30 protein-coding genes are annotated in these 23,466 nt (G+C 46.2%); 13 read left to right on the top strand and 17 right to left on the bottom strand.

Translation table 11 applies throughout. The features are described from left to right. Positions 1-79: 79 nt before the first annotated feature. Positions 80-1,027, top strand: coding sequence for a hydrogen peroxide-inducible genes activator (locus ICN27_RS06465; RefSeq protein WP_215307624.1), 948 nt, complete (start codon positions 80-82; stop codon positions 1,025-1,027). 78 nt (positions 1,028-1,105) lie between these two features. Continuing rightward, complete coding sequence (locus ICN27_RS06460; protein WP_216269411.1) at positions 1,106-2,206, top strand: alkene reductase; 1,101 nt, start codon at positions 1,106-1,108, stop codon at positions 2,204-2,206. Between the two features lie 42 nt (positions 2,207-2,248). Here the strand turns inward: ICN27_RS06460 and ICN27_RS06455 are convergent, their stop codons facing one another. The 4 genes from ICN27_RS06455 to ICN27_RS06440 form a co-directional block, all read right to left on the bottom strand. Further along, positions 2,249-2,425: a hypothetical protein gene (locus ICN27_RS06455; protein ID WP_170217000.1), complete on the bottom strand. Its 177-nt coding sequence runs from the start codon at positions 2,423-2,425 to the stop codon at positions 2,249-2,251. A gap of 22 nt (positions 2,426-2,447) precedes the next feature. Next, positions 2,448-2,639: a hypothetical protein gene (locus ICN27_RS06450; RefSeq protein ID WP_046330353.1), complete on the bottom strand. Its 192-nt coding sequence runs from the start codon at positions 2,637-2,639 to the stop codon at positions 2,448-2,450. After that, on the bottom strand, positions 2,636-3,307 hold the full coding sequence (locus ICN27_RS06445; RefSeq protein ID WP_216269410.1) for a hypothetical protein: 672 nt from the start codon (positions 3,305-3,307) through the stop codon (positions 2,636-2,638). The genes ICN27_RS06450 and ICN27_RS06445 overlap by 4 nt, the downstream gene beginning before the upstream one ends. A 130-nt stretch (positions 3,308-3,437) precedes the next feature. Then, complete coding sequence (locus tag ICN27_RS06440; RefSeq protein WP_215307618.1) at positions 3,438-4,583, bottom strand: alpha-hydroxy acid oxidase; 1,146 nt, start codon at positions 4,581-4,583, stop codon at positions 3,438-3,440. Between the two features lie 146 nt (positions 4,584-4,729). On the opposite strand from ICN27_RS06440, the gene ICN27_RS06435 reads away from it, so the two are divergent. The 3 genes from ICN27_RS06435 (at position 4,730) to ICN27_RS06425 (ending at position 7,240) form a co-directional block, all read left to right on the top strand. After that, on the top strand, positions 4,730-5,638 hold the full coding sequence (locus ICN27_RS06435) for a DMT family transporter (protein ID WP_216269409.1): 909 nt from the start codon (positions 4,730-4,732) through the stop codon (positions 5,636-5,638). A 104-nt stretch (positions 5,639-5,742) separates the two neighbouring features. Then, positions 5,743-6,891 (top strand): aminotransferase class V-fold PLP-dependent enzyme, encoded by a 1,149-nt coding sequence (locus ICN27_RS06430; protein ID WP_215307615.1) that lies wholly within the window; start codon positions 5,743-5,745, stop codon positions 6,889-6,891. Positions 6,892-6,982: 91 nt separating this feature from the next. Continuing rightward, a complete protein-coding gene (locus ICN27_RS06425) occupies positions 6,983-7,240 on the top strand; it encodes a protein tyrosine phosphatase (RefSeq protein WP_216269408.1) in 258 nt (85 codons plus the stop codon). Between the two features lie 21 nt (positions 7,241-7,261). Here ICN27_RS06425 and ICN27_RS06420 read toward each other — a convergent pair whose 3' ends face one another. Together ICN27_RS06420 and ICN27_RS06415 are read right to left on the bottom strand one after the other, a co-directional pair. After that, the gene (locus ICN27_RS06420) at positions 7,262-8,242 is read right to left on the bottom strand and encodes a DMT family transporter (protein ID WP_216269407.1); all 981 of its coding nucleotides are present in this window, start codon (positions 8,240-8,242) and stop codon (positions 7,262-7,264) included. Between the two features lie 6 nt (positions 8,243-8,248). Continuing rightward, on the bottom strand, positions 8,249-9,130 hold the full coding sequence (locus ICN27_RS06415) for an NAD(P)H-hydrate dehydratase (RefSeq protein WP_216269406.1): 882 nt from the start codon (positions 9,128-9,130) through the stop codon (positions 8,249-8,251). Positions 9,131-9,192: 62 nt separating this feature from the next. Here ICN27_RS06415 and ICN27_RS06410 point away from each other — a divergent pair, with 62 nt between their 5' ends. Beyond that, positions 9,193-10,608: an MBL fold metallo-hydrolase RNA specificity domain-containing protein gene (locus tag ICN27_RS06410; RefSeq protein ID WP_216269405.1), complete on the top strand. Its 1,416-nt coding sequence runs from the start codon at positions 9,193-9,195 to the stop codon at positions 10,606-10,608. A gap of 4 nt (positions 10,609-10,612) precedes the next feature. Here the strand turns inward: ICN27_RS06410 and ICN27_RS06405 are convergent, their stop codons facing one another. Together ICN27_RS06405 and ICN27_RS06400 are read right to left on the bottom strand one after the other, a co-directional pair. Next, positions 10,613-11,428, bottom strand: a complete 816-nt coding sequence (locus ICN27_RS06405) for an ABC transporter substrate-binding protein (RefSeq protein WP_255535049.1) — start codon at positions 11,426-11,428, stop codon at positions 10,613-10,615. A gap of 72 nt (positions 11,429-11,500) precedes the next feature. Next, a complete protein-coding gene (locus ICN27_RS06400) occupies positions 11,501-11,710 on the bottom strand; it encodes a hypothetical protein (RefSeq protein ID WP_215307606.1) in 210 nt (69 codons plus the stop codon). Positions 11,711-11,907: 197 nt separating this feature from the next. Here ICN27_RS06400 and ICN27_RS06395 point away from each other — a divergent pair, with 197 nt between their 5' ends. Genes ICN27_RS06395 through ICN27_RS06380 form a run of 4 tightly spaced genes read left to right on the top strand, consistent with a single transcriptional unit; the run spans position 11,908 to position 15,564 of the window. Beyond that, the gene (locus ICN27_RS06395) at positions 11,908-12,765 is read left to right on the top strand and encodes a TIGR00730 family Rossman fold protein (RefSeq protein WP_216269404.1); all 858 of its coding nucleotides are present in this window, start codon (positions 11,908-11,910) and stop codon (positions 12,763-12,765) included. 41 nt (positions 12,766-12,806) lie between these two features. Then, positions 12,807-13,322: a hypothetical protein gene (locus ICN27_RS06390; RefSeq protein WP_215307602.1), complete on the top strand. Its 516-nt coding sequence runs from the start codon at positions 12,807-12,809 to the stop codon at positions 13,320-13,322. A 14-nt stretch (positions 13,323-13,336) separates the two neighbouring features. After that, entirely contained in the window at positions 13,337-14,554 is a 1,218-nt protein-coding gene (locus tag ICN27_RS06385; protein WP_216269403.1) for an aminoacetone oxidase family FAD-binding enzyme, read from the top strand. Between the two features lie 32 nt (positions 14,555-14,586). Further along, positions 14,587-15,564 carry a tripartite tricarboxylate transporter substrate binding protein gene (locus ICN27_RS06380; protein WP_216269402.1) on the top strand — a complete coding sequence of 326 codons (978 nt, stop codon included), beginning with the start codon at positions 14,587-14,589 and terminating at the stop codon, positions 15,562-15,564. On the opposite strand, the gene ICN27_RS06375 is transcribed toward ICN27_RS06380, so the two are convergent. Further along, positions 15,561-15,950 (bottom strand): group II truncated hemoglobin, encoded by a 390-nt coding sequence (locus ICN27_RS06375; RefSeq protein ID WP_216269401.1) that lies wholly within the window; start codon positions 15,948-15,950, stop codon positions 15,561-15,563. The genes ICN27_RS06380 and ICN27_RS06375 overlap by 4 nt on opposite strands. A 114-nt stretch (positions 15,951-16,064) precedes the next feature. Between ICN27_RS06375 and ICN27_RS06370 the strand changes: the two genes are divergently transcribed. Continuing rightward, positions 16,065-16,592, top strand: a complete 528-nt coding sequence (locus tag ICN27_RS06370; protein ID WP_215307595.1) for a hypothetical protein — start codon at positions 16,065-16,067, stop codon at positions 16,590-16,592. A 45-nt stretch (positions 16,593-16,637) separates the two neighbouring features. Here the strand turns inward: ICN27_RS06370 and ICN27_RS06365 are convergent, their stop codons facing one another. Genes ICN27_RS06365 through ICN27_RS06355 form a run of 3 tightly spaced genes read right to left on the bottom strand, consistent with a single transcriptional unit; the run spans position 16,638 to position 18,761 of the window. After that, complete coding sequence (locus ICN27_RS06365) at positions 16,638-16,874, bottom strand: TIGR02450 family Trp-rich protein (RefSeq protein ID WP_215307594.1); 237 nt, start codon at positions 16,872-16,874, stop codon at positions 16,638-16,640. After that, complete coding sequence (locus ICN27_RS06360) at positions 16,864-17,160, bottom strand: hypothetical protein (protein ID WP_216269400.1); 297 nt, start codon at positions 17,158-17,160, stop codon at positions 16,864-16,866. Before ICN27_RS06360 ends, ICN27_RS06365 begins: the two co-directional genes overlap by 11 nt. Before the next feature lie 5 nt (positions 17,161-17,165). Continuing rightward, complete coding sequence (locus ICN27_RS06355; protein ID WP_216269710.1) at positions 17,166-18,761, bottom strand: rhodanese homology domain-containing protein; 1,596 nt, start codon at positions 18,759-18,761, stop codon at positions 17,166-17,168. 235 nt (positions 18,762-18,996) lie between these two features. On the opposite strand from ICN27_RS06355, the gene ICN27_RS06350 reads away from it, so the two are divergent. Then, on the top strand, positions 18,997-19,185 hold the full coding sequence (locus ICN27_RS06350) for a hypothetical protein (RefSeq protein ID WP_173942993.1): 189 nt from the start codon (positions 18,997-18,999) through the stop codon (positions 19,183-19,185). A gap of 57 nt (positions 19,186-19,242) precedes the next feature. On the opposite strand, the gene ICN27_RS06345 is transcribed toward ICN27_RS06350, so the two are convergent. After that, the gene (locus ICN27_RS06345; protein WP_215307590.1) at positions 19,243-19,536 is read right to left on the bottom strand and encodes a DUF1330 domain-containing protein; all 294 of its coding nucleotides are present in this window, start codon (positions 19,534-19,536) and stop codon (positions 19,243-19,245) included. Between the two features lie 84 nt (positions 19,537-19,620). Between ICN27_RS06345 and mmsB the strand changes: the two genes are divergently transcribed. Next, a complete protein-coding gene (mmsB, locus tag ICN27_RS06340; protein ID WP_216269399.1) occupies positions 19,621-20,502 on the top strand; it encodes a 3-hydroxyisobutyrate dehydrogenase in 882 nt (293 codons plus the stop codon). Between the two features lie 39 nt (positions 20,503-20,541). Here the strand turns inward: mmsB and ICN27_RS06335 are convergent, their stop codons facing one another. The 4 genes from ICN27_RS06335 to ICN27_RS06320 all read right to left on the bottom strand — a co-directional run bounded on the left by ICN27_RS06335 (position 20,542) and on the right by ICN27_RS06320 (position 23,412). Continuing rightward, a complete protein-coding gene (locus ICN27_RS06335; RefSeq protein ID WP_216269398.1) occupies positions 20,542-21,837 on the bottom strand; it encodes a DEAD/DEAH box helicase in 1,296 nt (431 codons plus the stop codon). Between the two features lie 107 nt (positions 21,838-21,944). Beyond that, a complete protein-coding gene (locus ICN27_RS06330) occupies positions 21,945-22,523 on the bottom strand; it encodes a hypothetical protein (RefSeq protein WP_216269397.1) in 579 nt (192 codons plus the stop codon). Between the two features lie 21 nt (positions 22,524-22,544). Further along, the gene (locus ICN27_RS06325; RefSeq protein ID WP_216269396.1) at positions 22,545-22,964 is read right to left on the bottom strand and encodes a YbgC/FadM family acyl-CoA thioesterase; all 420 of its coding nucleotides are present in this window, start codon (positions 22,962-22,964) and stop codon (positions 22,545-22,547) included. 16 nt (positions 22,965-22,980) lie between these two features. After that, positions 22,981-23,412 (bottom strand): GNAT family N-acetyltransferase, encoded by a 432-nt coding sequence (locus ICN27_RS06320; RefSeq protein ID WP_216269395.1) that lies wholly within the window; start codon positions 23,410-23,412, stop codon positions 22,981-22,983. Positions 23,413-23,466 lie beyond the last annotated feature (54 nt).

The raw sequence follows: 23,466 nt of genomic DNA, 5'->3' as shown, positions 1-23,466 counted from the left end.
TAAGCAAACAATGATTTATAAGGTAAATAGGAATGATATTATTTATCTGATAAATAGATTATAGGGATAACTACAACTCATGGCGGCTCTACCTTCATTACGACAACTTCGCTATTTTGTAGCAGTTGCTCAAGAGCTCAATTTTACAAGGGCTGCAGAGGCCTGCTTTGTAGGTCAATCTACCCTGAGTGCTGGTTTAAAAGAGCTGGAAGATGTTTTGGGAGTCTGCTTAGTAGAGCGGGATAGACAAAATGTAGCCATCACGCCTATCGGTGTAGAGATTTTGGAAAGGGCTAAGGCTATCTTAGCCTCGTCTCAAGACCTGGTGGAGTATGCGAGCGCCTCGGGCGAGCCAATGGTGGGAACAATTCGATTGGGAGTAATCCCAACCATCACACCATTTTTATTGCCAAATGTGTTGCCTGATATTCGGGAGCATTACCCTAAGCTAAAAATTGTCTTGCGTGAAGATTTAACCGCTAATCTACTGGCGCGCTTAGCGGACCATCAACTTGATTTTGCATTAATTGCATTGCCCTATGACACAGCCGGCCTATTGGTCAAGGAGCTTTTTGTTGATGAATTTTGGTTGGTTGCAGGTGCAAATGATCCAGCATTAAAAGGTAAGGAAATTCATTTGCCCACCAAAATGGCAGAGAGATTGCTTTTGCTAGAGGAGGGCCATTGCCTACGCGATCACACTATGCAAGCTTGTAAGCATTCTGATATCCGCAATGCCGAAGGCATGGAGGCAACTAGCTTGCTCACTTTATTGCAAATGGTGGAGTCTGGCATGGGCATTGCGCTCCTTCCTGAGATGGCGGTAAAAGGTGGGATTTTGAATGGCAGCTCATTGATTGCTCGGCCCTTAGCGCCACCCGCTCCCAATAGAGTGATTGCGCTTGTTGCTCGCTTGTCAACCGCACATCAGGATGAGTTCCAAGCACTTGCCCAAAGTATTGAGTCAAGATTTAAATCTAGTCCAAGAATTAGTCGGGGCAGTCGAAAGAGTTTTCAAAAAGTCTAGTATGGTATTGGCGGGACTTTAATATCCCTGCTAAAGTTGCGCATCAATTGATGTATTCACTCTCAAAGAAAGTAGTTCATGTCTGGAAAAGAAATCATGTTTACCCCCGTCAAGCTTGGCGCTATTGAATTAAAGAATCGCCTTGTGATGGCGCCTCTCACCAGAATGCGTGCCATCGATGGGGATGTGCCACACCCTCTCGCAAAAACTTACTATGAACAAAGGGCAAGTGCTGGCCTCATCATCAGTGAAGCAACGCAAATTTCTGCTATTGGCAAAGGCTATCCCGCAACGCCTGGTATTTATTCTGCTGAGCAAACAGCGGCTTGGAAGGAGATCGTGAGTGCAGTGCATGCCAAAGGCGGCAAGATGATCGCGCAGTTATGGCATGTTGGACGCATTTCTCATTCCTCTTTACATCCTGAGCAGGGTATCCCTGAGGCTCCATCTGCGATTGCGCCTGCTGGCCAAACTTATGGCGCTGATTGGAAGTTGCACGATTACGAAACTCCTAAGGCAATGACTACTGAAGATATTGCTGGTCTCTTGAAAGATTTTGAATTGGCTGCCGCTAACGCAAAAGCCGCAGGTTTTGATGGCGTGGAAATTCATTCTGCGAATGGCTACTTACTCGATCAGTTTTTGCAAGACAAAACCAATCAACGCAATGACGGCTATGGCGGATCAATTGAAAATCGCATGCGCCTATTGGGTGAAGTGATTGAATCTATCACCAAGGTCTATCCAAGCGATCGTATCGGTGTGCGCTTATCACCATACGGTAGCTTTAATGATATGGCTGACAGCGATCCAGTTGCCTTGTTCACTGCGGTCATTCAAAAACTCAATGGCTATCACTTATCTTATGTGCATATGATCGAACCGCGTTCTACAAGTGCAGGTGGCAATGATCAAGTGAACGTAGGGGCACCCATTACATCAGAGATGTTCCGATCGGCATATCAAGGTCAATTTATTAGTGCCGGTGGATATGATCAGGCTATGGGTGAAGCTGTTTTGGAGGCTGGCTTAGCAGATGCAGTGGCCTATGGACGTTTGTATATTTCTAATCCGGATTTGGCTGAGCGCTTTAAGCAGGGTGCAGCACTCAATGCTTATAACCGCGCAACGTTTTACGGTGGAGCAGAAGTCGGATACACGGACTACCCAACACTCTAATTGCTGCAGAACAATCAGGGTCTCTATCGAAAGATAGAGACCTTATTTTTTGTCTTCGGGGTCTTTTAGTAGGCCATAGTGATTCGCAACGAGTAGCATGGCAATAGAGGCACATCCCATTGCAAAGAATTCCCATTGATGAAGCATGGCAGTACCAGTGACGGTCATTAAGATTGTCCATCCCACTGCCATCTTGGCTTTTTTGCTTAAAGGTTTCATATTTCAGAACTCAGGTGAAAAATTATCGAACGGTAAGTCTAGCTTTGGCGCTCAACTCGTTTGGTGTACCACGCTTATCTAGTTGAGAAAGTCGCAACGCTTCTTGCTCAAAATCAATTTGGGCTGGGTGAAACTCAAGATTGCCAAGGTGAATGACATAAGTCCACACAAGCTCTCGACCCCTATCTTTATATACATCAACAATGCGCTTCATTTATTAATGCCTCTGGTGGGAGCTGAGCCATTTGCGGGACTCATATTGTTTTTTAAATCAATCAGATTACGTGGATCGATACGAATAACACCACCACGAGGGCTATCAATGTCTGCAATCAGAAAGAAGGCAATGGCAATCATGGTTGGGAAAATCATAAACAGGCCGACATTACGTTGAAAGTTCCGCGCACCAAAGCCCACTAGCATATTGGCAGCAATAGCGATTGCAGCCATCAGCCACCAGGCCGCAGTGGGGATGCGGTTCCACCAAGCTGCTTGGGTATAGCCTTGGGAGTTAATCACATCATTCATACCAGAGATTACGAGTGCAATAGTGGGGGTTGATTGTGTTCGTGCTACAGGGAGTAATTCATTCCACATTGCGCTCTCTAAAGCAAGGGTGCGTTTCATAATTTGCATGGCCGTCTCGTGATCTTGCTTAGAGTAAAACAAGATGCGCTGATCTAGGTATTCACGAAGAAGGTCCTTGACACTCTCTGCGGTTTTGCTCGGCAGTAGATCGGCTCTTAAGAACTCCGTACCAATTGCATTGGCCTCAGCCTCCTCATAAGTCTGCCGCAAGTCATACCGAGCAATAGCCATGGAGAAGGTAAATCCAATAATCAGGCCAAGCAATGTGAGTGTTGCGCTCTGAATGATCCCCAAGTCTGCCGAGGTCTCAGTGTCCTTGGTGCGGTATTTGCTTAGTACGGCATTGCCAAACCATACTGAGCCCGAGAGGGCTACAGCAGAAATTGCAAATACCAGTTCAGGGGAATTGGCTAAGTGTGGAATATTAAAAAGTTCCTGGATACAAAATATCTTTAGTCACATTCTGGATGTCACGGTGTCCTGTAAACGCCATGGTGATATCCAATTCATTGTGAATAAGCTCTAGGCATTTAGTAACGCCGGCCTCGCCCATAGCACCCAAGCCATAAAGAAAGGGGCGACCGATCATCGTGCCACGTGCACCTAATGCCCATGCTTTCAATACATCTTGTCCGGAACGAATGCCGCCGTCCATCCATACCTCAATATCTTTGCCAACAGCATTTACGATGCCTGGCAATGCTTTGATGCTGGAGATCGCGCCATCGAGCTGACGACCACCATGATTAGAAACGATCAGGGCATCTGCACCAGAATTAGCAGCAAAGCGGGCATCTTCTTCATCCAAGATGCCTTTAATAATTAACTTGCCACCCCAAAGTTTTTTAATCCACTCCACATCATCCCAGCTCAGACCTGGGTCGAACTGCTCGGCGGTCCAAGAGGAGAGGGAAGACATATTGCCAACACCAGTAGCGTGACCAACAATGTTGCGAAAGGTTCTGCGGGGTGTCATCGCCATACCCATGCACCAACGGGGCTTAGTCATCATATTGATGATGTTAGCAATCGTCAGCTTTGGAGGTGCAGATAAACCATTTTTCAAATCTTTATGGCGCTGACCCAGAATCTGTAAATCTAAGGTGAGAACCAGGGCGGAGCATTTAGCTGCTTTGGCGCGTTCAATGAGGCGCTCAATAAAGCCGCGGTCTTTCATGACATAGAGCTGAAACCAAAAGGGTTTAGTAGTGCGTTCTGCCACATCTTCAATCGAGCAAATACTCATCGTAGAAAGGCAGAAGGGGACACCAAATTTTTCTGCAGCACGTGCCGCCAGAATTTCACCATCAGCATGTTGCATGCCGGTTAGTCCTGTAGGGGCTAATGCGACTGGCATGGCAACCTCTTGACCAATCATGGTTGTTTTGGTGGTGCGGTTGACCATGTTGACGGCAACACGTTGACGCAATTTGATTTTCTGAAAATCCGACTCATTCGCGCGGTAGGTGGATTCAGTCCATGACCCGGAGTCTGCATAGTCATAAAACATCTTGGGGGTGCGTTTCTGATGCAGAACTCGTAAATCTTCAATATTGGTGATGATCGCCACTAAAACCCCTCGGTATGTTGCTAATGCCAGATGTCTGACGCTAATTTAAGCTCTATCTTAGCAATACCGAGCATTTGTTTCTACAATGCCTAGGCAAAGCCCTTCTTGAGGCTTAAAACAGCTACTCATTCACCTACATACCCCGAATGCCTCAAATACCCCTGTCGACCGTCTTTTATTTATCGCTTGCAACCTTCCTCTGGGCAGGCAATGCAATCGCTGGACGGGTCTTGGTAGGAAGTATTTCGCCGATCACCTTAAGTGCTGTTCGCTGGGGTCTGGCAGCCTTGCTACTGCTCCCTCTTGGCTGGCGGATCCTAAAGCCAGCTAGCGCCCTGTGGCAAAACAAGAGTCGCTTCCTCGTCTTGGGATTGTTGGGGGTAGGTAGCTATAACGTGCTCTTGTATCTTGCTTTGCAAACCTCAACGGCTATTAATGTCACCCTCATTGGGGCGAGTATGCCTATCTGGATGCTTTTGATCGGTGCCGTCTTTTATGAGGTTAAGCCGAGGCTTTTGCAGCTCTTGGGTGCAGTCGTCTCCCTGATCGGCGTGACCGTAGTGCTCACACGAGGTGAGCCTGCCAGCCTCTTGAGCATGGAAGTAGTCATGGGCGATTTACTCATTATGTTGGCTACGATTCTCTGGGCCTTTTACAGCTGGATGATTAGTCGCCCAGGAGAGAGTACTGAGCGGCAGTGGCCATGGGCTGAGTTTTTAATGGCACAAGTGTTGATTGGATTCTTGTGGACGATGTTGTTTGAGGGTGCGGAAATTGCCACAGGGCACGCTTTTATCGACCTCAATTACTGGACTGGGGCATTGATCTTATTTGTAGCCATTGGCCCCTCTTTAATTGCCTATCGGTGCTGGGGTTTGGGGGTGAATGGTGCCGGACCTACGGTAGCAGCATTCTTTGCCAATCTCATTCCCTTATTTACAGCGCTGCTCTCTGCCGCAATCTTGGGGGATCCACCCCAGCTTTTTCATGGTCTCGCTTTTGTCCTGATTGTGGTCGGAATACTGGTTTCTTCCACAACGCAGAAAAGCGCCTAACCCCCTTTATTTGGTCAAAATGGCTGTTTTCAAAGCCTAAGTACCCAAACAGCACTAAATCAGTATCATTTAGGGCTAATCACACGATTTACTAGGAAATTACTATGCCAGGCTTACTCCCGAATGTTGATCCAGACGGTCTCTTAGAGTTCTCGGTTGTTTACACCGACCGCTCGCTAAATCACATGTCTGAAGAATTCAAAAAAGTCATCGTGGATATTTCTAGTGTTCTGAAAGATGCTTACAACGCAAGTTCTGCAGTCATCGTTCCTGGTAGTGGCACATTTGGTATGGAAGCTGTTGCTCGCCAATTTGCCAATAATGAAAAATGTCTTATTTTGCGCAACGGCTGGTTTAGCTATCGCTGGACTCAGATTTTTGATTTAGCCAACATCACCAAGGACATTTCCGTTATCAAAGGTCGGCAATTGGAAGATGCTACGCAGGGTGTATTTGCTCCTGCGCCGATCGAAGAAGTGGTGGCTTTTATTAAAAAGGAAAAGCCAGCAGTTGTTTTCGCTCCTCACGTAGAAACCTCTGCGGGCATTATCTTGCCGGATGCCTATCTCAAGGCAGTTGGTGAAGCAGTACGCTCTGTCAATGGTTTGTTTGTACTGGATTGCATTGCATCAGGTGCAACATGGGTAGATATGAAGGCTTGCAATGTGGACTTGTTAATCACTGCGCCTCAAAAAGGTTGGAGTAGTTCACCTTGCTGCGCAATGGTGGCTATGGGTGAGAGAGCACGCGAGCGCATTGAATCAACTCAAAGCAGCAGCTTCTCAATGGATCTGAAGAAGTGGTTGCAAATTATGGAAGCCTATGAAAAGGGTGGTCACGTTTATCACACCACTATGCCAACCGATGCGCTTAAAATCTTGCGTAACGTGATGAAGGAAACTCAGTCCTTAGGTTTTGCTGCACTCAAAGCAAAGCAACAAGAGTTGGGTGATAAGGTTCGTGCCTTATTGGTATCTAACGGTTACCACTCAGTTGCTGCAAAAGGCTTCCAGTCTCCTGGTGTAGTCGTGAGCTATACCAAGGATCCAGATATCCAGTCAGGCAAAAAGTTTATTGCTCTTGGTATGCAAACAGCGGCTGGTGTGCCTTTGCAGTGCGATGAGCGTCCAGACTTCCGTACGTTCCGCCTTGGTTTATTTGGTCTAGAGAAGTTGGCGCATGTTGACCGAACTGTAGATCACCTTGCAACAGCATTAGAAAAAATTACCGAGACTGAAGCGCAGCCAGCTTAAGATTCTGTAATTGGTTTTCACAAAAGGCCGTCTTAGGACGGCTTTTTAATTGAGTATCATTAAACTACCCATGAACCTATCGGAACTTCAAATGAATAGCCCCTTTGCAAAATTGATCTTAGCCACCTTCGTTTCTGCCTCAGTTGCTTTATCTCCATTAACTGCAATGGCGGCGGATCCAGCCCCAGCCGGAGCACCTGTGGCCGCTCCTGCAACGATGCCTGATGCTCAAACAGAGAAGGCTGCAAAAAAGACTGCGAAGAAGTCTAAGAAAGACAAAAAAGCGGACAAGAAAGCTAAGAAAAAAGCTAAGAAGAAACCAGCAGCCCAAGAGTCTGCTTCTCAGTAAGGAATTTGCTTATTTCACTATTTAATTTAGCGGGTCAGATCCCTCAAGATCTAAGGGCTTTGTAGAGCCCTGACCCTGTTGTTTGTTTGGCGCATCATTTCGTACCAGCAACCACATCGCCCCCATCACCAAACTCATCCCGCCCATCTGCATCCAGGTAATAGGTTCGGATAACACGATCCAGCCCATAAATAGGGTGGAGACGGGGCCTAGTATTCCGGCTTGAGCAACTAGAGGTGAGCCAATGCGATTAATGGCAATCATGATTAACAACATCGGAATGACGGTGCATAGGCTTGCATTGAGTAGGCTAAGCCAGTAGATTTGCGGTACTTGTACAAAAACAGCTGCAGGATCGTAAATCAGAATTTGAATGACGCTCATGAATGCCGATGCGGAACTGGCATAAACAACTAAGCGCACGCTCCCCACGCGCCTTACCATTTCTCCTGAGCCAATCATGTAAATTGCATACGAACACGCGCTAGCAAAGACCAATACCATGCCGAGTAATGCCATCGATCCGGTCGAGCTAGCATCTTGGATAAATACGACGATCACGCCAAGATACCCCACCGCTAGCGCATACCACTGCAGTCGACTAATGGATTTGTTTAATACAAAATAAGAAATCAACAACACGATGGTGGGCGTTAGGTAAAGTACGATACGCTCCAGTCCAACAGAAATATATTGAAGCCCTAAAAAGTCAAGATAGCTGGAAAGAAAGTAGCCCATAAATCCCAAAGAAAATATTTTCATTTTGTCTTTGAATATCAGTGGACTCATGACTTGCCTGCATGCTTGCCACCAATAAATTCCCCAGAAGAGGGGAAGCGCCATCAGCATCCGTAAGGCAATGAGCGTCTCAGCATTCGCGCCGTAGCCAAAAGCGAGCTTGACCAGAATGGCCTTGCCGGAAAATAGTATGGAGCCCAGTCCGGCCATTAAGAGACCGTAAACGTAACGACGATGATGAAGAGTTCTACTGGCTGATTGCATGATGTTTTATAACAGCTTGTTGAGTAGACTCCGCATTTCCAAAATGACCTCTGTTGGAGTAAGTCCAATGGGGCCAATTTGCTTAGCTACTAAGCTATCCGCTGCCGAGGCGTGCAGTTGCACCCCAATACAAGTAGATTCCCATAAATTGAGATTGTGGTGAAGACCTTGGGCTGCAATGGCTGCGATAGTGCCAGTTAAGACATCGCCCATTCCGCCAACAGCCATACCGGGATTTCCTTGAGCGCACTGTTCTGCAGGGTGAAGAGGGGAGGCAATTAGCGTATGTTGGCCTTTCAGCACAACAATCGAATTAGTGAGTTTTTTTAAGTCAGCAAGTGCTTCGGTGCGATTTGCTTGTATAGCAGCTGCACTGGTGTTGAGAAGATGTGCTGCCTCTCCAGGATGTGGGGTGAGCACAGTCATGCCCGGGAATGCTTGATTGCGCTGCTTGAGGAGATCTAACAATTCAGGGTTATCGGCAATCAGATTGAGTGCATCAGCATCAATCACGAGTGGCACTTTTGGATAACGTAGTGAGGCTATTAACCAATCTTTAGCAAGGACAGAGAAACCAAGGCCCGGTCCAATCGCAATCACATCTGGCGCTGTAGTTTCTAATTGCTCTTGAGCGTTAAAACTGGCTAGCCGGATCATCAACTCAGCTTGTTCTGGTATTGCATGGGCAGCTGTGGGATCTAGCATCTCAAGCATAGTCCAACCCGCTCCTAAGTGCAGTGCGGCACTGCCTGCCAAGAGGAGGGCGCCGGCCATACCTGGTGCGCCACCAACGAGCAGAACTTTACCGGCATTCCCTTTATGTTCTGAGGGTGCTCGCTTGAGGCGGCTAATAAGCTCGAGTGATCTCAGTTCAGTAGGAGGGTTCATTTAAATAGTATCGCTCTTCTACGTGTCTTAACAAGGAATTTTATCGGGAGTATGCTTAAGTCATGAAAATACAATTTCTGGGTGCGGCGGGTGAGGTTACGGGATCAAGGCATTCCGTACAGGCTGCTGTGGGTGGTCGAGATATCCGATTCATGGTTGACTTTGGTATGTTCCAAGGTGGGCGCGAGGCCACCACAAAAAACTTGGAGCCACTTCCGTTTTCCCCTAAGGAAATTGATTTTGTTGTGTTGACGCATGCACATATTGACCACAGCGGTCTGTTACCAAGACTCTGTGCCCAAGGATTTACGGGACCTATCTACTGTACAGATGCCACATTTGAGTTGTTAAAAATCATGCTACCCGATAGTGCGCATTTACAGCGCTCCGATGTGGACCGTGCAGTACGTAGAAAAAAAGCAGGCAAGTGGCGCGGGGACTTACCAGTTGCGCTTTACTCGATTGAAGAAGCGGAGCTTGCGCTTGGACAATGCGAAGTGCTTGCTTATGGAAAATCCATAGAGCTCTGTCAGGGTATTGGGCTTGAGTTTCAGAATGCAGGCCATATTTTGGGATCGGCAATTGCGATCATGGATATCAGCGAAGACCATGCCAAGAAAAAGCGTTGCGTTTTTTCGGGAGATATTGGCATGAAGGGCAAGCTCTTGATGCCCGATCCCGCCATCATTGCTCAAGCCGATATTGTCGTGGTCGAATCAACCTATGGCGATCGATTGCATAAAACATTGGCGGATACTGAGACCGAATTAATCAAAGTCGTGACTGAGACTTTAGATGGCCGTGGAAATATTGTGATCCCTGCATTTGCGGTAGGACGCACCCAGGAAATTTTGTTCCTGCTCATTGACTTGGTTAAACGTAATTTATTGCCCCATCTCAGTATTTGGGTCGACTCACCAATGGCAACAGCAGCTACCCACCTCACTCAGCACTTTTTCGCGCAATTAGACAAAGAGTCACAATCTACTTTTGAATGGTTTAAAAAAAATCCCAGTGCAGTTGATCTACGATTTATTGCCGACGTTGAGGAATCGAAAGCGCTCAATAAAATTAAAGGTGGTGCCATCATTATTTCTGCGAGTGGTATGTGTGATGCGGGTCGTATTGTTCACCATCTTCAGAACAATTTGCCTCGGGCGCAAAATGCGATCGTAATTACCGGGTTTCAGGCCTATGGCAGTTTAGGTCGTCGTCTGGTAGATAGGGCCGCAAAAGTACGTCTTTTTGGTGAGGAGGTTCCAGTGCGAGCATCCATTCATACTATCGGTGGACTTTCCGCCCACGCGGATCAAGCTGGCCTATTGGAGTGGTTGAGAGGTTTTCAATCTGAGCCTCAATTGGTCTTCGTGGTTCATGGTGAACCTGAAGCCTCTGCAGTTCTAGCGCAGACTATCCGTGAAGAGCTGGAGTGGAAGAATGTCACTATTCCAGAGCGTCTCCACTCCTACGCTTGCTAGCTTTTTACTCGGCTACCTTGGCGCCTTCGATGCCATGCTTTTTCATGGAGTTGGCGATAAAGCCTGAAGTCTTTAATTCTTCAACGATGCCACTCAAATAGAGCGTGATTTTTTCGAATTCTGCGCGTGATTTTGGGACTCCAATTGCCTGATGAATCACCATAAATCTGCCTGGCAGCATCCGTAAATTGTTATATCGCTTGGCATCTGCCTCTAACTGCTGCTTCACTCCTGCAGCAACATTGCCTTTTCCGCTCATAAAGTCATCAACAACCGATTGAGAGTTCATTGACCGAAGCAGGGTGGCTTTTTGAATTTCACGCGTAAGGTAAAGATCATAGGCGCTGGCTTTACCAACCACAATCTCGTTGCCAGCAACATCAACCTCATCATGACTCTTGATTGGAGAAGTAGCTTTGACCATATACGCACCCTCAATTTCTATATAAGCTGGGGTATAGCTAATATCTGCTCCACGTACTGGATCGATGGCTACAAAGATGATGTCAAGCTGATTGGCTTTAAGGGCCTCCACTATTGCTCCTGCACTTTTAAAGGAGATTAGCTCAACTGGTAGATGAGATCGCCTTCCAATTTCTTTAGCAATATCTATCGTCACTCCCTTGGGTTGAGGTTCACTCTGATCAATTGAACCTGCTAAAACGGGATTACCTAGATTGATACCAACACGAAGAGTGCCAGTCGGTGCGAAAGATTGCATCATAGTCTTATCGATGGGTTTATTCAGTGCCGCATTGGGTGTCTGAGCCAAAATGAATTGGCACATCAACAGCAGACTGCATCCAAGTATATTTTTCATGAAAAGGCAAAGGTAAATAAATCGGTATAAAAAAACCGCGGCGAACCGCGGCTTATTTATCTCGGGGAGAAATTACTTCTTGGCATCAGCTGCTGGAGCCGCAGGAGCTTCTGCAGGTGCAGCTGGAGCCGCAGGAGCATTTTTCTTAGCCTCTTCCATGTGAGCAGCTTCAGCACCATGCTTCTCGCCACCCATATCAATGTCGCCGTCACCTTTGATGAGTAAATAGGCTGTAGCAGCGATTAATACTAGTACCATGATGATGATTGAACGGTTGCTCATTGCATTTCCTTCGGTTTGGTTAATATCCTCTTATATTAATGCCTGAAGCGCTCCCGGTAAATCCGAATCAGCCCTAGATACAAAATTAATGCAATATTCTAGGTAGTAATACTAATTCTGACCTTGTATCCTAGGGCTTGCCTGTCTACCGAACTGACGATATGCCATTTTTTAAAGCTTGAAATAAAGGTGCAAATATGAGCCCAAAACTTCCTCTGAATAACTCTCAAACCATTACTGATTTTCTGAAACTTCAAAAAAACCAGTTGGCAGAAAGTGGTTCCGATGATTCTTATCGATTTGCATTCGATGATCAGGCCTTTTTAGCACGCCGTGAAACTCTAGGTCTACGCTTTCAGCTCGAGTTACTCAAGCCAGAGATCTTATTGCATGAACATGGTGTTGAGCACACGATTACCGTATTTGGTTCAACCCGTTTTGTAAGTTGCCAAACAGCTCAGGAATTAGAGAAGAGTGCCAAAACACCAGAAGCCCAAGCCGATGCTAAACGAGCTTTACTGCATTGCAAGTACTATGACTCTGCTAGAGAATTCGGGGCAATCGTTGCGGGCTATAACGCCAGTCAATCAGAAGATCGCAATAAGTTATATATCGCCACTGGTGGTGGCCCTGGGATTATGGAAGCCGCTAATCGCGGTGCATTTGAGGCTGGGGATAAAGCCATTGGTTTTAATATTAGCCTGCCAAGAGAGCAGCATCCCAATCCTTACCTGACCCCAGGTTTAAGTTTTCGCTTTCATTATTTTGCGATTCGTAAAATGCATTTCATGCTGAGGGCAAGAGCAATTGTGGCCTACCCCGGTGGCTTTGGTTCATTTGATGAGCTGTTCGAGGTCCTCACCTTGATGCAGACCAAAAAAGTTGAACGCTTCCCAATCATCTTGGTTGGAAAGACATTCTGGCAAGAGGTGATCAACTTCAAGCAGATGCTGGATCATGGCGTAATAGATCAAGCAGATATGGATTTAATCCATTTTGTAGAGACTGCCGATGAGGCCTGGGCGGTGATTCGGAATTGGTATCAATTGGCCTAAGAGAATACTTATAAGACCTGTAAAATAATCTCCTAAAGATCATGTCTATTACCAATACAGTTACCCTTACTTCCGAGCTAGATTTAGCGGCCTACTTGTTTGGCATCGCTATGCTCCTCATTGTGATGCTGGTACATGGATTTGCCTTGCTCCAAATAGCAAAGCGCTATGAAGTGAAGTCATTTTTATATTTGTCAGAGCATAAGTACTCTTCCGTGGCTCTCGTGTTTTATATCAGTGTGCTGTGTTTATTTCTGACCCATATCTTTGAGATTATTCTTTGGGGAATCTCACTTCGAGTTTTTAATCTTCTGCCAAATTTGGGTGAGAGCATCTTATTTAGTGGCAGCACCTATACTGCTATGGGTTTTATGGATGATCTTCTGCCGAGTGGCTGGAAGATGCTGGCAATCATCATTGCCTTTTCAGGGATGTTTGCTTTTGCTTGGACTGCATCAGTCATGATCTCTATGACAAAAAATTTCCGTCAAGCCTATACCCGTTTACATATGCAAAAGCTTAAGCTACCGACTGAAGTCATTGAGCGTTTTAAGTAAGGCATGCGTAAAACATGAGTAAGGCATGGGATGCCATTGTTGTTGGCGGTGGAGCTGCTGGACTCTTTTGCGCTGGTGTTGCCGGTCAGCTGGGTAAGCGGGTCTTGGTGCTTGACCATGCTGATGTCTTGTGCGAGAAAATTCGGATTAGTGGTGGTGGTAGATGCAACTTCACCAATGTGCATAGCAGCCCAGCAAATTTTTTATCCCTAAACCCCCATTTTGTAAAAAGTGCTCTAGCGCGTTATCCCGCAAAGGAATTTATAAAGCTAGTGCAGTCTTACCGCATTGCCTATCATGAGAAACATCAAGGCCAGTTATTTTGCGATGATTCAGCAAAGCAAATTATCGAGATGTTGCTTGCTGAATGCGCTAAAGGACATGTTGATATTCGCCATCCAGTCTCAGTGCAGTCAGTCTCGAATATGGCGGGGGAGTGGCTTGTTAAAACCAATGCTGGTGAAGAACGAGCTAGATCATTAGTAATGGCAACAGGTGGTTTACCGGTCCCTGCAATTGGCGCAACGGCATATTCCTTAGATATCGCAAAGCAATTCGGATTGAAGATTGTTGATCCGCGTCCCGCACTGGTGCCGCTCTCATTCACATCTGGTGAATTTGATAACCTCATTGAATTATCTGGTCTAAGTCTACCGGTGCGTATTGCGGCAGGCTCCAAGGGAAAGCGTTATGGAGCATGTCGCTTTAACGAGGATCTGCTCTTAACGCATAAAGGCCTCTCCGGGCCTGCAGTTCTTCAGGCTAGTAGCTATTGGGCCGAAGGTGAGGAAATTCACGTTGATTGGTTAGGTGCAGTAGAGGCTCATGGTCAATTTAGTTGTGATGAATTATTCAATCACGAGGATAACCGCCTTAAGTTAACAGAAAATATCTTAGCTTCAGTAATGCCACTGCGCCTAGCAAAAGCATTTGCTGAGCAGAAAAACCTTCTAGGTAAAAAATGGGCAGAGGTTTCTAAAAAGGATCGTCATTCACTCAAAGAGCTCATTAGCAATTGGTCGGTAAAGCCAGCTGGAACGCTGGGTTGGAAAAAATCTGAGGTGATGTTGGGCGGTGTTGATACCAAAGAGCTTGACGGTCAAACAATGATGGCCCGCAATCATCCGGACTTGTATTTCATAGGTGAGTGTGTCGATGTCACGGGGCATCTTGGGGGCCATAACTTCCAGTGGGCTTGGGCTAGCGGCTTTGCTTGTGCTAACTCTCTTTAGACTAATGTAGCTTTAATTCATTTTTCTCAATCATGTACAAACTATTCCATAAAGCAGTCATCCTCTTCATAAGCTTATTAGCTTTCTGGTTCTCTCTTGGCGCCCAAGCTGCATTCCCAGATAAGCCAATCAAAGTCATTATTGGTTTTCCAGCGGGTGGACCGCTTGATGCGCACATGCGCTTGTTGGTTGAAAAGCTACAAGCCATCTTAGGCCAACCCGTGATCGTAGATTACAAAGCGGGGGCGGGTGGTACGGTAGGAGCGCAATTTGTGGCTCAATCTCCCGCTGATGGATACACCTTGCTATTGGCTAATACCGGTACGATGGTAATTAATCCTGCGGTTTACACCAAAACTTCTTATGAGACTTTAAAAGAATTTCAACCGATAGCAAGGACGGCACAACAGCCCTTAGCCTTGATAGTGAACAAGGATGTGCCAGCACAAACGCTAAAAGAATTTATAGTCTATGCCAAAGCCAATCCCGGTAAATTAAATTATGGCTCGGCTGGTAATGGCGGCATTTCCCATCTGGTCCCGGAAATGTTAAAAAATGAAACCGGTATTTTTATGGTGCATATTCCATTTAAGGGCAGCGCTCCAGCCTTCACCGATCTTATAGCGGGACATGTGCAGTTTATGGCAGAGTCAGTTCCTCAAGCAGCTAACTATGCCAAGCTAGGGAAGGTGAGGGCGCTCGCCGTAACAAGCGCAAAGAGAAACCCGGCACTAGCAAATACACCAACAGTGATCGAAACAGGTATTGCAAACTTAGAGGTTGTTGGCTTTTATGGAGTCTTAGCACCTAAAGGGACTCCAGCAGAAGTGGTTAATAAACTGAGTCAGGCTTTTAAGGAGACCTTGGAGTCTGCCGATATTCAAAAAAGGATGCTTGAGCAAGGCGCCGACCCAGCTTATCTGAGCGCAGATCAATTTACTAAATTTCTAGCAGCGGAGATGCCGCGCTGGGCTAAAGCCGTAAAGCAAGCTGGAGCTAAGCTAGACTAATTAGCCTGGTTTCTCATCCAGTCAGCAGTATTAAAAAAAGATTCTTCTAGCTGTGCGCCAATTTGACTATCAATTCCGCAGTCTTCCATCGCGCGATACATGCAAGCTAGCCATTGGTTGCGTTCTTTGAGGCCAATCTTGAAGGGTAGATGCCTGGCACGTAACATTGGATGACCATGCTTGGGGGAGTAGATATCTGGACCGCCTAGCCAGCCTGATAAAAAGAGTTTGAGCTTTTCTCGGGAGCTCGATAGGTCTTGGGGGTGAATGGCTCTCAATGCTTCGAAGGGTTCTTCTAGCGCCATTAAATCGTAGAAACGATCCACCAGCTCCTCAATCTTCGCCGTACCACCAATTATTTCATAAGGGTTTTTTCTCTCGCTCATACCCTAATTTTAATGCTAAGACAGTAGGGAATTGGCAAGAATCTGATTTGGGTATAGAGTAGAAGTGTGCTTTTTAATTGATCAGAATGTTTATTTAACTCAAGGAGAGATGCAATGGACAACAAGGATATTCAAGCATGGCAACAAGAAAAGGCGAAGGAGCTATTTGCCTATTCCCATAAATTATTGGATGCCGCCAAAGATCTCAGTGCCCACCACCTTGAAGAGATTCAGTGGGGGATGAAAAATGCGATGGAGAGCGCAAAGTCTGCCGCCAAAAATGATCTTGCTAAGCTCAAAGAGCTTCAGGATCTGGCTACCAAGGAAGCCGCAAAACGCGCGACTGTTTATCAAAAGAAAGTGAAATCTGTTCTTAAGGACATTGGGGATGATGCGGCTGATGGAACTGAAAAGCATTTAGAGAAAGTTCGTAGTTCTTTGGTGACTTGGCTGGAGGATGTTGAAGGCAAAATACCAGGACATGCTGACAAGTTATCTAAGGTGGTTCATGACATGTCAACTGCTGGGCAGAAGATGTTTAAAGAGGGCCGTAAAATTGTGAATCAAGTTGCTGATGCGGCCGAGAAAAATATCGATGAGCATCTGAGAAAATCTTCGGATTCAAAGAAGACCTCTAAATAGCCAGACACTACGCAGGATTGGCAGCCACCCAGATGGGTGGCTTTTTTATACCCAGCCCTGAAGCCAGATCTCAGCATCTTTTAGTTCACGCCAGGGAATGATCCGAATGTGTTGATCAAAGACGGCCTCTAGCTCCACAAACTCAATCGCCTGCTCAGCCAACTCCGGAAGAATGACCTTACTCACTAAAAAGTGCTTACGCTTATGTAAGGGTTTCACAGCCGTCCATTTAGTTAGTAGTAGCTTTTTGGGGCTGAGGAGATTTTGTTCTTTAGAGTTCATTGCACTGAAATTCATTGGTGTTACTGACGAGTTTGCCCGAGCCCGTAGTAAAGATATTGCTAGAGTCCTGAATTTGAGCGGGACATTTCAGATCAAAATAACTGAGTGGACCCAGGCTTCCACAATAATCGTATTGACGATCCTGAAACTGCATCTGTGCTTTTTTAAGAATCAGAGAAGATTTGGTTCCAGTGCTATCTGTACACGACCAGGTAGTGTAAGTTTCTCGCCCACAAGCTGAGAGTCCTAAGGCCAATATCAAGAGGGCAATTGTTTTATAGATCACTTTTATCAAAGCACCCAGAAGTGATGAGTTCCATCCTTGCCAAGCTGTTCTACTAAACCAAATTCCCAATCTAGGTAGGCCTGCATCGCTGCGGGATCAACGCTGGTCCCTTCATATGGTCGCTTGTAGCGATCCATTGGGGGTGATGCCAAATGAGTCGCCCCTTTTTCAATATCAAGGCCAGCCTTGACCCAGGCAGCATTGCCTCCAGTCAATACAAGTACTTCTGCCTGAGCGAGAGATTGAATGAGCGCTTGAATTTCTTGTGCAGCAAATACAGCTAAATCACCCGTAGTGCTGGTGAGTACATAGCGATTTCCTGCAGGAAGATTCTTCAAGGCGCTCGCAAATTGGGAGCGTAGTGCAAACCAACTGCCAGGAATATGGCCTTTGACATAATTTGCATGGGTACTCAGATCAATGAAAATCGTCTTGGCATCACTCTTTAACCATGATGAAGCAGTATTCACATCCACCATTTGAATCTGAGGTGTTTGCGGCTGAGGTGCAATCCAAGGCCCTTTCTCAGTCAGATCACTTGCTTTGATGTCATCAATTACATAAACATCCCAAGCCATCTGTGCGAGCCATGAAGCTGGCATATTTGCTCTCACGCTAGCGGGATCGGATAACACAATGCGCGCACCGCGAACGGGCGCTACCATTTCTGTTTCTTGGACCAATTGCCCGCCTGGCGTTGATCTAAATCCAGGCAGGTGGCCTGCTTCATATTCTTCAGGCGTTCTTGGATCAAAAAAATACGTGGTGCGTTCAGTCTGAGACTTCCATTGCTCGATATCGGCGAGCTTCACTCGCTTCACCCCAGCCTGATCGGCAACGTTCCGTGCACGCTCAGCAGCCTTGGCAGCAGTACTCTCGCTAACGTCTTTGAATTTACGACTTTGACCTTTATCTAGTTCCTGACCGGCTAAGGTCCAACCAATCGTGCCATTGCGTAATGCATTCACTTCATTTGGGATGCCGGCATTGATGAGTGATTGCGTACCGATGATGCTGCGCGTTCTTCCTGCGCAATTGACGATGATCTTGGTCTTAGGATTTGGTGCTAATTCTGGCAGGCGCAAAACCAACTCGGCACCAGGGACGCTAATGCCCGTAGGAATGCTCATGGTTTGATATTCATCAAAGCGACGCACATCCACCACCACCACATCTTCCTTATCATCAATTAACTTCTTTACTTCTTGTGCCGACAGGGAAGGCGTGTGCCGTTTGGATTCCACAAATTCGCCGAAAGATTTGCTAGGAACATTCACATCTTTAAACACCTCTCCGCCAGCAGCCTTCCATTCTGTAACGCCGCCTTTAAACACTGAAACATCTAAATAGCCAAGCTTGGAGAGTCTTTCCGCTGCTAATTGCGCTAGCCCCTCGCCATCATCTAGCGTGACAATTGGTACATCTTTTCTGGGGAGCTTACTGAATGCATCAAGCTCAATACGTGATAGTGGAAGGTTGGCAGCAAATAAAGGATGTTCTTGTGCATGAGGATCTTCTTCGCGAACATCTAGTAGTGCAATCTCCTCTTTTTTAAGGAGCTTATTGCGTACAAATGCATAGTCTTGATTTTTGATGGACATCATTCTTTTCTGTATTGGTTGGGGTGGTTAATTTAGGTATTCATCTAAGGAAATCTTCAATTTTCACGCACGATATCGGACTAAAAGCCGTAAATAGGGCATTTTTCATATTTTGGTGGATTTGGGCAATATAAGAGTTATCCCTAGGGCTAGACCTGTAATTCCCTGCTTTTTATGGGGATATACTATTTCCGAGCTTAGTACTCAAACTTTTATTAAAGATCTAGGAGACAGGATGTCACAACACGATACATTGTTGGCTGCATTTGAAACTTACAAAGCAGAAAACGAAAAGTTTATTGAAAAGGGTGTCAAGGCATCCGCTGCTCGTGCCCGTAAAGCTTTGCAAGAAATTGCTGGTGCATGCAAAGAGCGTCGTAAAGAAATTACTGCTGCCAAAGAGGCTATGGAAGCTAAGAAGTAACTCTTCTGATTCCAAACTGAATTCAGCCTGGCCCCCACAAGGAGCCGGGCTTTATTTTTATAAGCTGACAGAAAATAAAGTGAGCTTCATCGCTTTACTGCGAATCGCTAGTAAGTTTTGATACTCAGGGCTATTAGCCCAGGATTCAGAGTGTTCTAGATCTGGGAACTCTAGCTCTACAACGGCGTTAAAGGAATCACATTTCAGTTCATTCCATAAAAATGTACTGAACGATCCACGAGAGAGGATCTTGCCCTGATAGAGGCTCACGGTATCTCCTACTTGCGACCGGTACTCCTCAAATGCCTCAAGATCATTTAGCTGAATAAGGCCAATTACCTTAATAGTCATTTCATTCCCCAATAATTGATCAAACTAGTTTATTAGCAAGCTATAGTGAGATGTTAGAACTTTACTATTGCATACGGGGCGTATATGAAAGTCGCATTTTTAGGTTTGGGCAATATGGGTCTTCCGATGGCCCTCAATTTAGTTACAGCAGGTCACCAGGTTCGGGGATTTGATCTGGTTCAGGCTCAGCTGGATGCCTTTAAGGCTGGCGGAGGAGTTCCTGCGTCGAGTGCAGCCGACGCTGTTCCTGATGCAGATGTCATTATTAGCATGCTGCCGGCCTCACGACATGTCGAGGCTTTGTACTTGGGCGATTCTGGCTTGCTTGCCGTGGCCAATCCGAAGACCTTATTAATCGACTGCTCCACGATTTCTCCCAAGGTATCGCAGGCGGTGGCTGCCCAAGCAAAAGCCAAGGGCTTTGCCATGATTGATGCGCCCGTATCCGGAGGAACAGCCGGTGCGCAGGCTGCGACCTTAACCTTTATGGTGGGTGGGGACGGCAATGATGTTGATCGAGCTCGACCATTGCTAGAGAAGATGGGTAAGAATATCTTTCATGCAGGTCCAAGCGGCAGTGGTCAAACCGTGAAGGTCTGCAATAACATGCTCTTGGGCATCCAGATGCTCGGTACGAGCGAGGCATTGCGCCTGGGTATCGCTAATGGCATGGACCCGAAGGTACTCTCCGACATCATGTCTAAGAGCTCTGGGCGTAACTGGGTATTAGAGCTCTACAACCCTTGTCCTGGGGTAATGGAAAACGTGCCATCCTCAAAGGGCTATGCGGGTGGCTTTGGCGTAGATCTGATGTTAAAAGATTTAGGTTTAGCTACTGAGAACGCAAGTGATTTGGATGCGAGCATTCCACTCGGCGACTTATCCCGCAGACTCTACGAGGCCCACAGTCAAGCCGGTAATGGACAGCTCGATTTTTCTAGTGTATTTGATCTAAAGCTAGATTGAGAGCGGGCTCTTCAATGCAGCCCGTTTCAAACCCGATGTCTATCGATTAAAGCTGCGCTTGGGTGGGTTACTACGCTTAGCTGCAGGCCTGGCTCCGCCGTTACCACTACTATTACCACCGCCAGCATTGCCTGCCCGAGGCTTTCTGGATTGTTGGTGCTGTTGGCTTCTCAATTGGATTGGTTGTGCTACGGCATTCGGATCTGGTTCAAATCCAGTAATGACTTCTTGCGGCAGCTTTTGCTTGATGAGTTTTTCAATATCTCGGAGCATCTGATGTTCGTCAACGCAGACTAAAGAAACGGCAACTCCGTTTGAACCAGCTCTACCAGTCCTGCCAATGCGGTGAACATAATCCTCAGAGACATTTGGCAGATCGTAGTTCACAACGTGAGGTAGTTGATCAATGTCGATACCGCGCGCAGCAATATCAGTAGCTACTAGAACAGTGATCTTGCCATCCTTAAATTCTGCTAAAGCTTTGGTGCGAGCACTTTGGCTCTTATTACCATGAATAGCCATGGCGGTAATGCCATCTTTCTCAAGTTGGGTAACTAATTTATTGGCGCCATGTTTTGTACGAGTAAATACGAGGACCTGCTGCCACTGATTTGATTTAATCAGATGCGCTAACAGAGGATGTTTTTGGTTTCTATCTACTGGGTGGATGAGCTGGGCAATAGCATCATTGGTGCTATTACTCCGTGCCACCTCAATTAATGCTGGTGAATTTAACAAGCCATCTGCTAAGGCTTTAATCTCGGTAGAGAAGGTCGCTGAAAACAGTAAGTTCTGTCGTTGCTTTGGCAATACTGCCAGGATCTTTTTAATATCTCGCAAGAAGCCCATATCTAACATACGATCTGCTTCATCAAGCACCAGAATTTCTATGTTGGCAAGTGAGACACAGTTCTGTGACATTAAGTCGAGCAAGCGACCTGGTGTTGCCACCAAAATATCGAGCCCTGCAGCAATGGCTTTAATTTGGGGATTAGCGCCGACCCCACCAAAAATAACAGTCGATTTAAGGCCCGTATATTTGCCGTAGGTAACAACGGATTCTTGAACCTGAGCAGCGAGTTCACGGGTGGGAGTCAAAATCAATACGCGTAATTGACGCTTGCCACCAGCCTTAGCTGTACTGCTTAAGCGTTGAAGAATCGGCAGTGTAAAGCCGGCAGTTTTACCGGTGCCGGTTTGAGCTGCTGCTAGTAAATCTCCACCCTTTAATACTGCAGGGATTGATTTTTCTTGAATGGGGGTAGGGCTGGTATAACCTTCCTCGCTAATCGCGCGAAGAATGGGTTCTGATAAACCAAGATCTGTAAATAACATAGGAGCCAAATAAATATTGGCCCGTATTCAATTAAACGACTATCCCGGCCAATGGGGTGAGCTGCCACACTTGCAGTGTTTGCAGAAAGAGTTGCTATTTTAAGCTATCAGGCCGCATTCCAAAGATTTGGCGTTACAGAATTGGCATATCCCGAGATAAATAATTTTTCAGAACCTGTAATCGGGTCAAACACAGCTCGTTCGATGCGGCCAATATTTCCACCATAAACATGGATGCTGATGGAAGTTTGGTCGCTCAAGGCGTTCTCAACTACATGAATGTCATGTGTATCGGGGGAGACAGTGGCTACTTGACCTGGATTGCAAATAAAAGCTCCATCAGCTTGATAGCTGCCATCAGACTGGCGGTAATAGTTGGCACTACGTTCTTGCCCGCGTAACTGACCAATCATTCCCCAGACGGTATGGTTATGCAGTGGCGTCTTTTGACCAGAACCCCACACAAAACTCACTACTGAAAAGCGATCCAACGGGTCTGCATATAGCAAGTATTGCTGGTAATACTGTGGATGTGGTTTGCAAAACTCCTCTGGCAACCAATCATCAAACGCAATTAAGTTTTCTAAGAGTTTTTTACCCTTGGAAAAAATGATCTCCTCACTGGGCTTAGTTTCCAGCAAGCTTGCGAGACCCTTCACAAAGCTCAGTAATTTTCCTTCTTGCATATAGGTTCCTAAATGGAAGTCTTATTGATCAACTGCAAATAGCCAATCAGGAAGTCCCTTGGGCTTAAGGGTGGTAGTGTCAACACAAACGATATGAAGAACGGCACTGGCAATCAGCTCAGGCTCGCTACCCGCAACAATTCGTTTAGCAGTTTGTTTTACTGCAATTTGAGTGCGACCACGATGCTCAATGATTTGATCAATACTGAACAGATCATCCAAACGTCCTGGCCTATGAAAGTTCATGGTGATTTCTCGAACTGGAAGAAGAATGCCAAACTCATTCACCAATTTTGTTGGGCTTAAGCCTCGTTGCTGAAGCCATTCTGAGCGACTACGCTCAAAGATCTCTAGATAACGAGCGTGATACACGAAGCCTGCCGCATCGGTATCGGAGTAGCAAACGCGAAAAAGGAAAGGTGGATGATTGGTCTGAGTCATGATCATTTCAATACTGTTAGATACGTAGAATCATATCGCGATGTGGGATGCCGGCTTCATCATAAACATCGCCTTGGGCAATAAACCCAAATTGCTCATAAAACGGGATTACTGTTACTTGGGCATGCAGCTCTATTTGCTTAATACCCTGAGATTGACATGCTTTTAGTAAAGCCCCTAGTAGTTGTTTACCAATGCCGTGCCCTCGATACTTTGGCAGTACCGCCATACGTCCAATTCTTCCAATGCCCCCAAATAGAGTCACTAAGCGAGCAGTACCTATACATTCTGAGTCTGCATAGGCAAGAGCATGCAGGGCATTAAGATCGAATTCATCTATCTCCATCTCTTCTGGAACACCTTGCTCCTCGATAAAGACGCGCTTTCGAATGGGGTAAGCATCTAGCTCGGCATCCTGCCAGGTTTTAATCAGGATCACCATAGCCATAACCAGTGCCATAACAATAGCGATCTGTTATTGAAAGTAGAGGGGGTAAATAAC

The sequence above is a fragment of the Polynucleobacter sp. Nonnen-W13 genome, from assembly GCF_018881735.1.
In the GTDB taxonomy this organism is placed as follows: Bacteria; Pseudomonadota; Gammaproteobacteria; order Burkholderiales; family Burkholderiaceae; genus Polynucleobacter.
Note: the sequence above shows the minus strand (reverse complement) of the source record. Positions and strands in the feature narration are given on the sequence as shown.

Coding starts and splice junctions, on each gene's coding strand:
- ICN27_RS06465 (WP_215307624.1), top strand. CDS start 80: ATGGCGGCTCTACCTTCATTACGACAACTTCGCTATTTTGTAGCAGTT.
- mmsB (WP_216269399.1), top strand. CDS start 19,621: ATGAAAGTCGCATTTTTAGGTTTGGGCAATATGGGTCTTCCGATGGCC.
- ICN27_RS06375 (WP_216269401.1), bottom strand. CDS start 15,950: ATGAGCGAGAGAAAAAACCCTTATGAAATAATTGGTGGTACGGCGAAG.
- ICN27_RS06410 (WP_216269405.1), top strand. CDS start 9,193: ATGAAAATACAATTTCTGGGTGCGGCGGGTGAGGTTACGGGATCAAGG.
- ICN27_RS06400 (WP_215307606.1), bottom strand. CDS start 11,710: ATGAGCAACCGTTCAATCATCATCATGGTACTAGTATTAATCGCTGCT.
- ICN27_RS06370 (WP_215307595.1), top strand. CDS start 16,065: ATGGACAACAAGGATATTCAAGCATGGCAACAAGAAAAGGCGAAGGAG.
- ICN27_RS06415 (WP_216269406.1), bottom strand. CDS start 9,130: ATGAACCCTCCTACTGAACTGAGATCACTCGAGCTTATTAGCCGCCTC.
- ICN27_RS06390 (WP_215307602.1), top strand. CDS start 12,807: ATGTCTATTACCAATACAGTTACCCTTACTTCCGAGCTAGATTTAGCG.
- ICN27_RS06435 (WP_216269409.1), top strand. CDS start 4,730: ATGCCTCAAATACCCCTGTCGACCGTCTTTTATTTATCGCTTGCAACC.
- ICN27_RS06350 (WP_173942993.1), top strand. CDS start 18,997: ATGTCACAACACGATACATTGTTGGCTGCATTTGAAACTTACAAAGCA.
- ICN27_RS06450 (WP_046330353.1), bottom strand. CDS start 2,639: ATGAAGCGCATTGTTGATGTATATAAAGATAGGGGTCGAGAGCTTGTG.
- ICN27_RS06380 (WP_216269402.1), top strand. CDS start 14,587: ATGTACAAACTATTCCATAAAGCAGTCATCCTCTTCATAAGCTTATTA.
- ICN27_RS06420 (WP_216269407.1), bottom strand. CDS start 8,242: ATGCAATCAGCCAGTAGAACTCTTCATCATCGTCGTTACGTTTACGGT.
- ICN27_RS06460 (WP_216269411.1), top strand. CDS start 1,106: ATGTCTGGAAAAGAAATCATGTTTACCCCCGTCAAGCTTGGCGCTATT.
- ICN27_RS06455 (WP_170217000.1), bottom strand. CDS start 2,425: ATGAAACCTTTAAGCAAAAAAGCCAAGATGGCAGTGGGATGGACAATC.
- ICN27_RS06430 (WP_215307615.1), top strand. CDS start 5,743: ATGCCAGGCTTACTCCCGAATGTTGATCCAGACGGTCTCTTAGAGTTC.
- ICN27_RS06425 (WP_216269408.1), top strand. CDS start 6,983: ATGAATAGCCCCTTTGCAAAATTGATCTTAGCCACCTTCGTTTCTGCC.
- ICN27_RS06385 (WP_216269403.1), top strand. CDS start 13,337: ATGAGTAAGGCATGGGATGCCATTGTTGTTGGCGGTGGAGCTGCTGGA.
- ICN27_RS06325 (WP_216269396.1), bottom strand. CDS start 22,964: ATGACTCAGACCAATCATCCACCTTTCCTTTTTCGCGTTTGCTACTCC.
- ICN27_RS06335 (WP_216269398.1), bottom strand. CDS start 21,837: ATGTTATTTACAGATCTTGGTTTATCAGAACCCATTCTTCGCGCGATT.
- ICN27_RS06355 (WP_216269710.1), bottom strand. CDS start 18,761: ATGTCCATCAAAAATCAAGACTATGCATTTGTACGCAATAAGCTCCTT.
- ICN27_RS06365 (WP_215307594.1), bottom strand. CDS start 16,874: ATGAACTCTAAAGAACAAAATCTCCTCAGCCCCAAAAAGCTACTACTA.
- ICN27_RS06405 (WP_255535049.1), bottom strand. CDS start 11,428: ATGAAAAATATACTTGGATGCAGTCTGCTGTTGATGTGCCAATTCATT.
- ICN27_RS06345 (WP_215307590.1), bottom strand. CDS start 19,536: ATGACTATTAAGGTAATTGGCCTTATTCAGCTAAATGATCTTGAGGCA.
- ICN27_RS06320 (WP_216269395.1), bottom strand. CDS start 23,412: ATGGCTATGGTGATCCTGATTAAAACCTGGCAGGATGCCGAGCTAGAT.
- ICN27_RS06330 (WP_216269397.1), bottom strand. CDS start 22,523: ATGCAAGAAGGAAAATTACTGAGCTTTGTGAAGGGTCTCGCAAGCTTG.
- ICN27_RS06395 (WP_216269404.1), top strand. CDS start 11,908: ATGAGCCCAAAACTTCCTCTGAATAACTCTCAAACCATTACTGATTTT.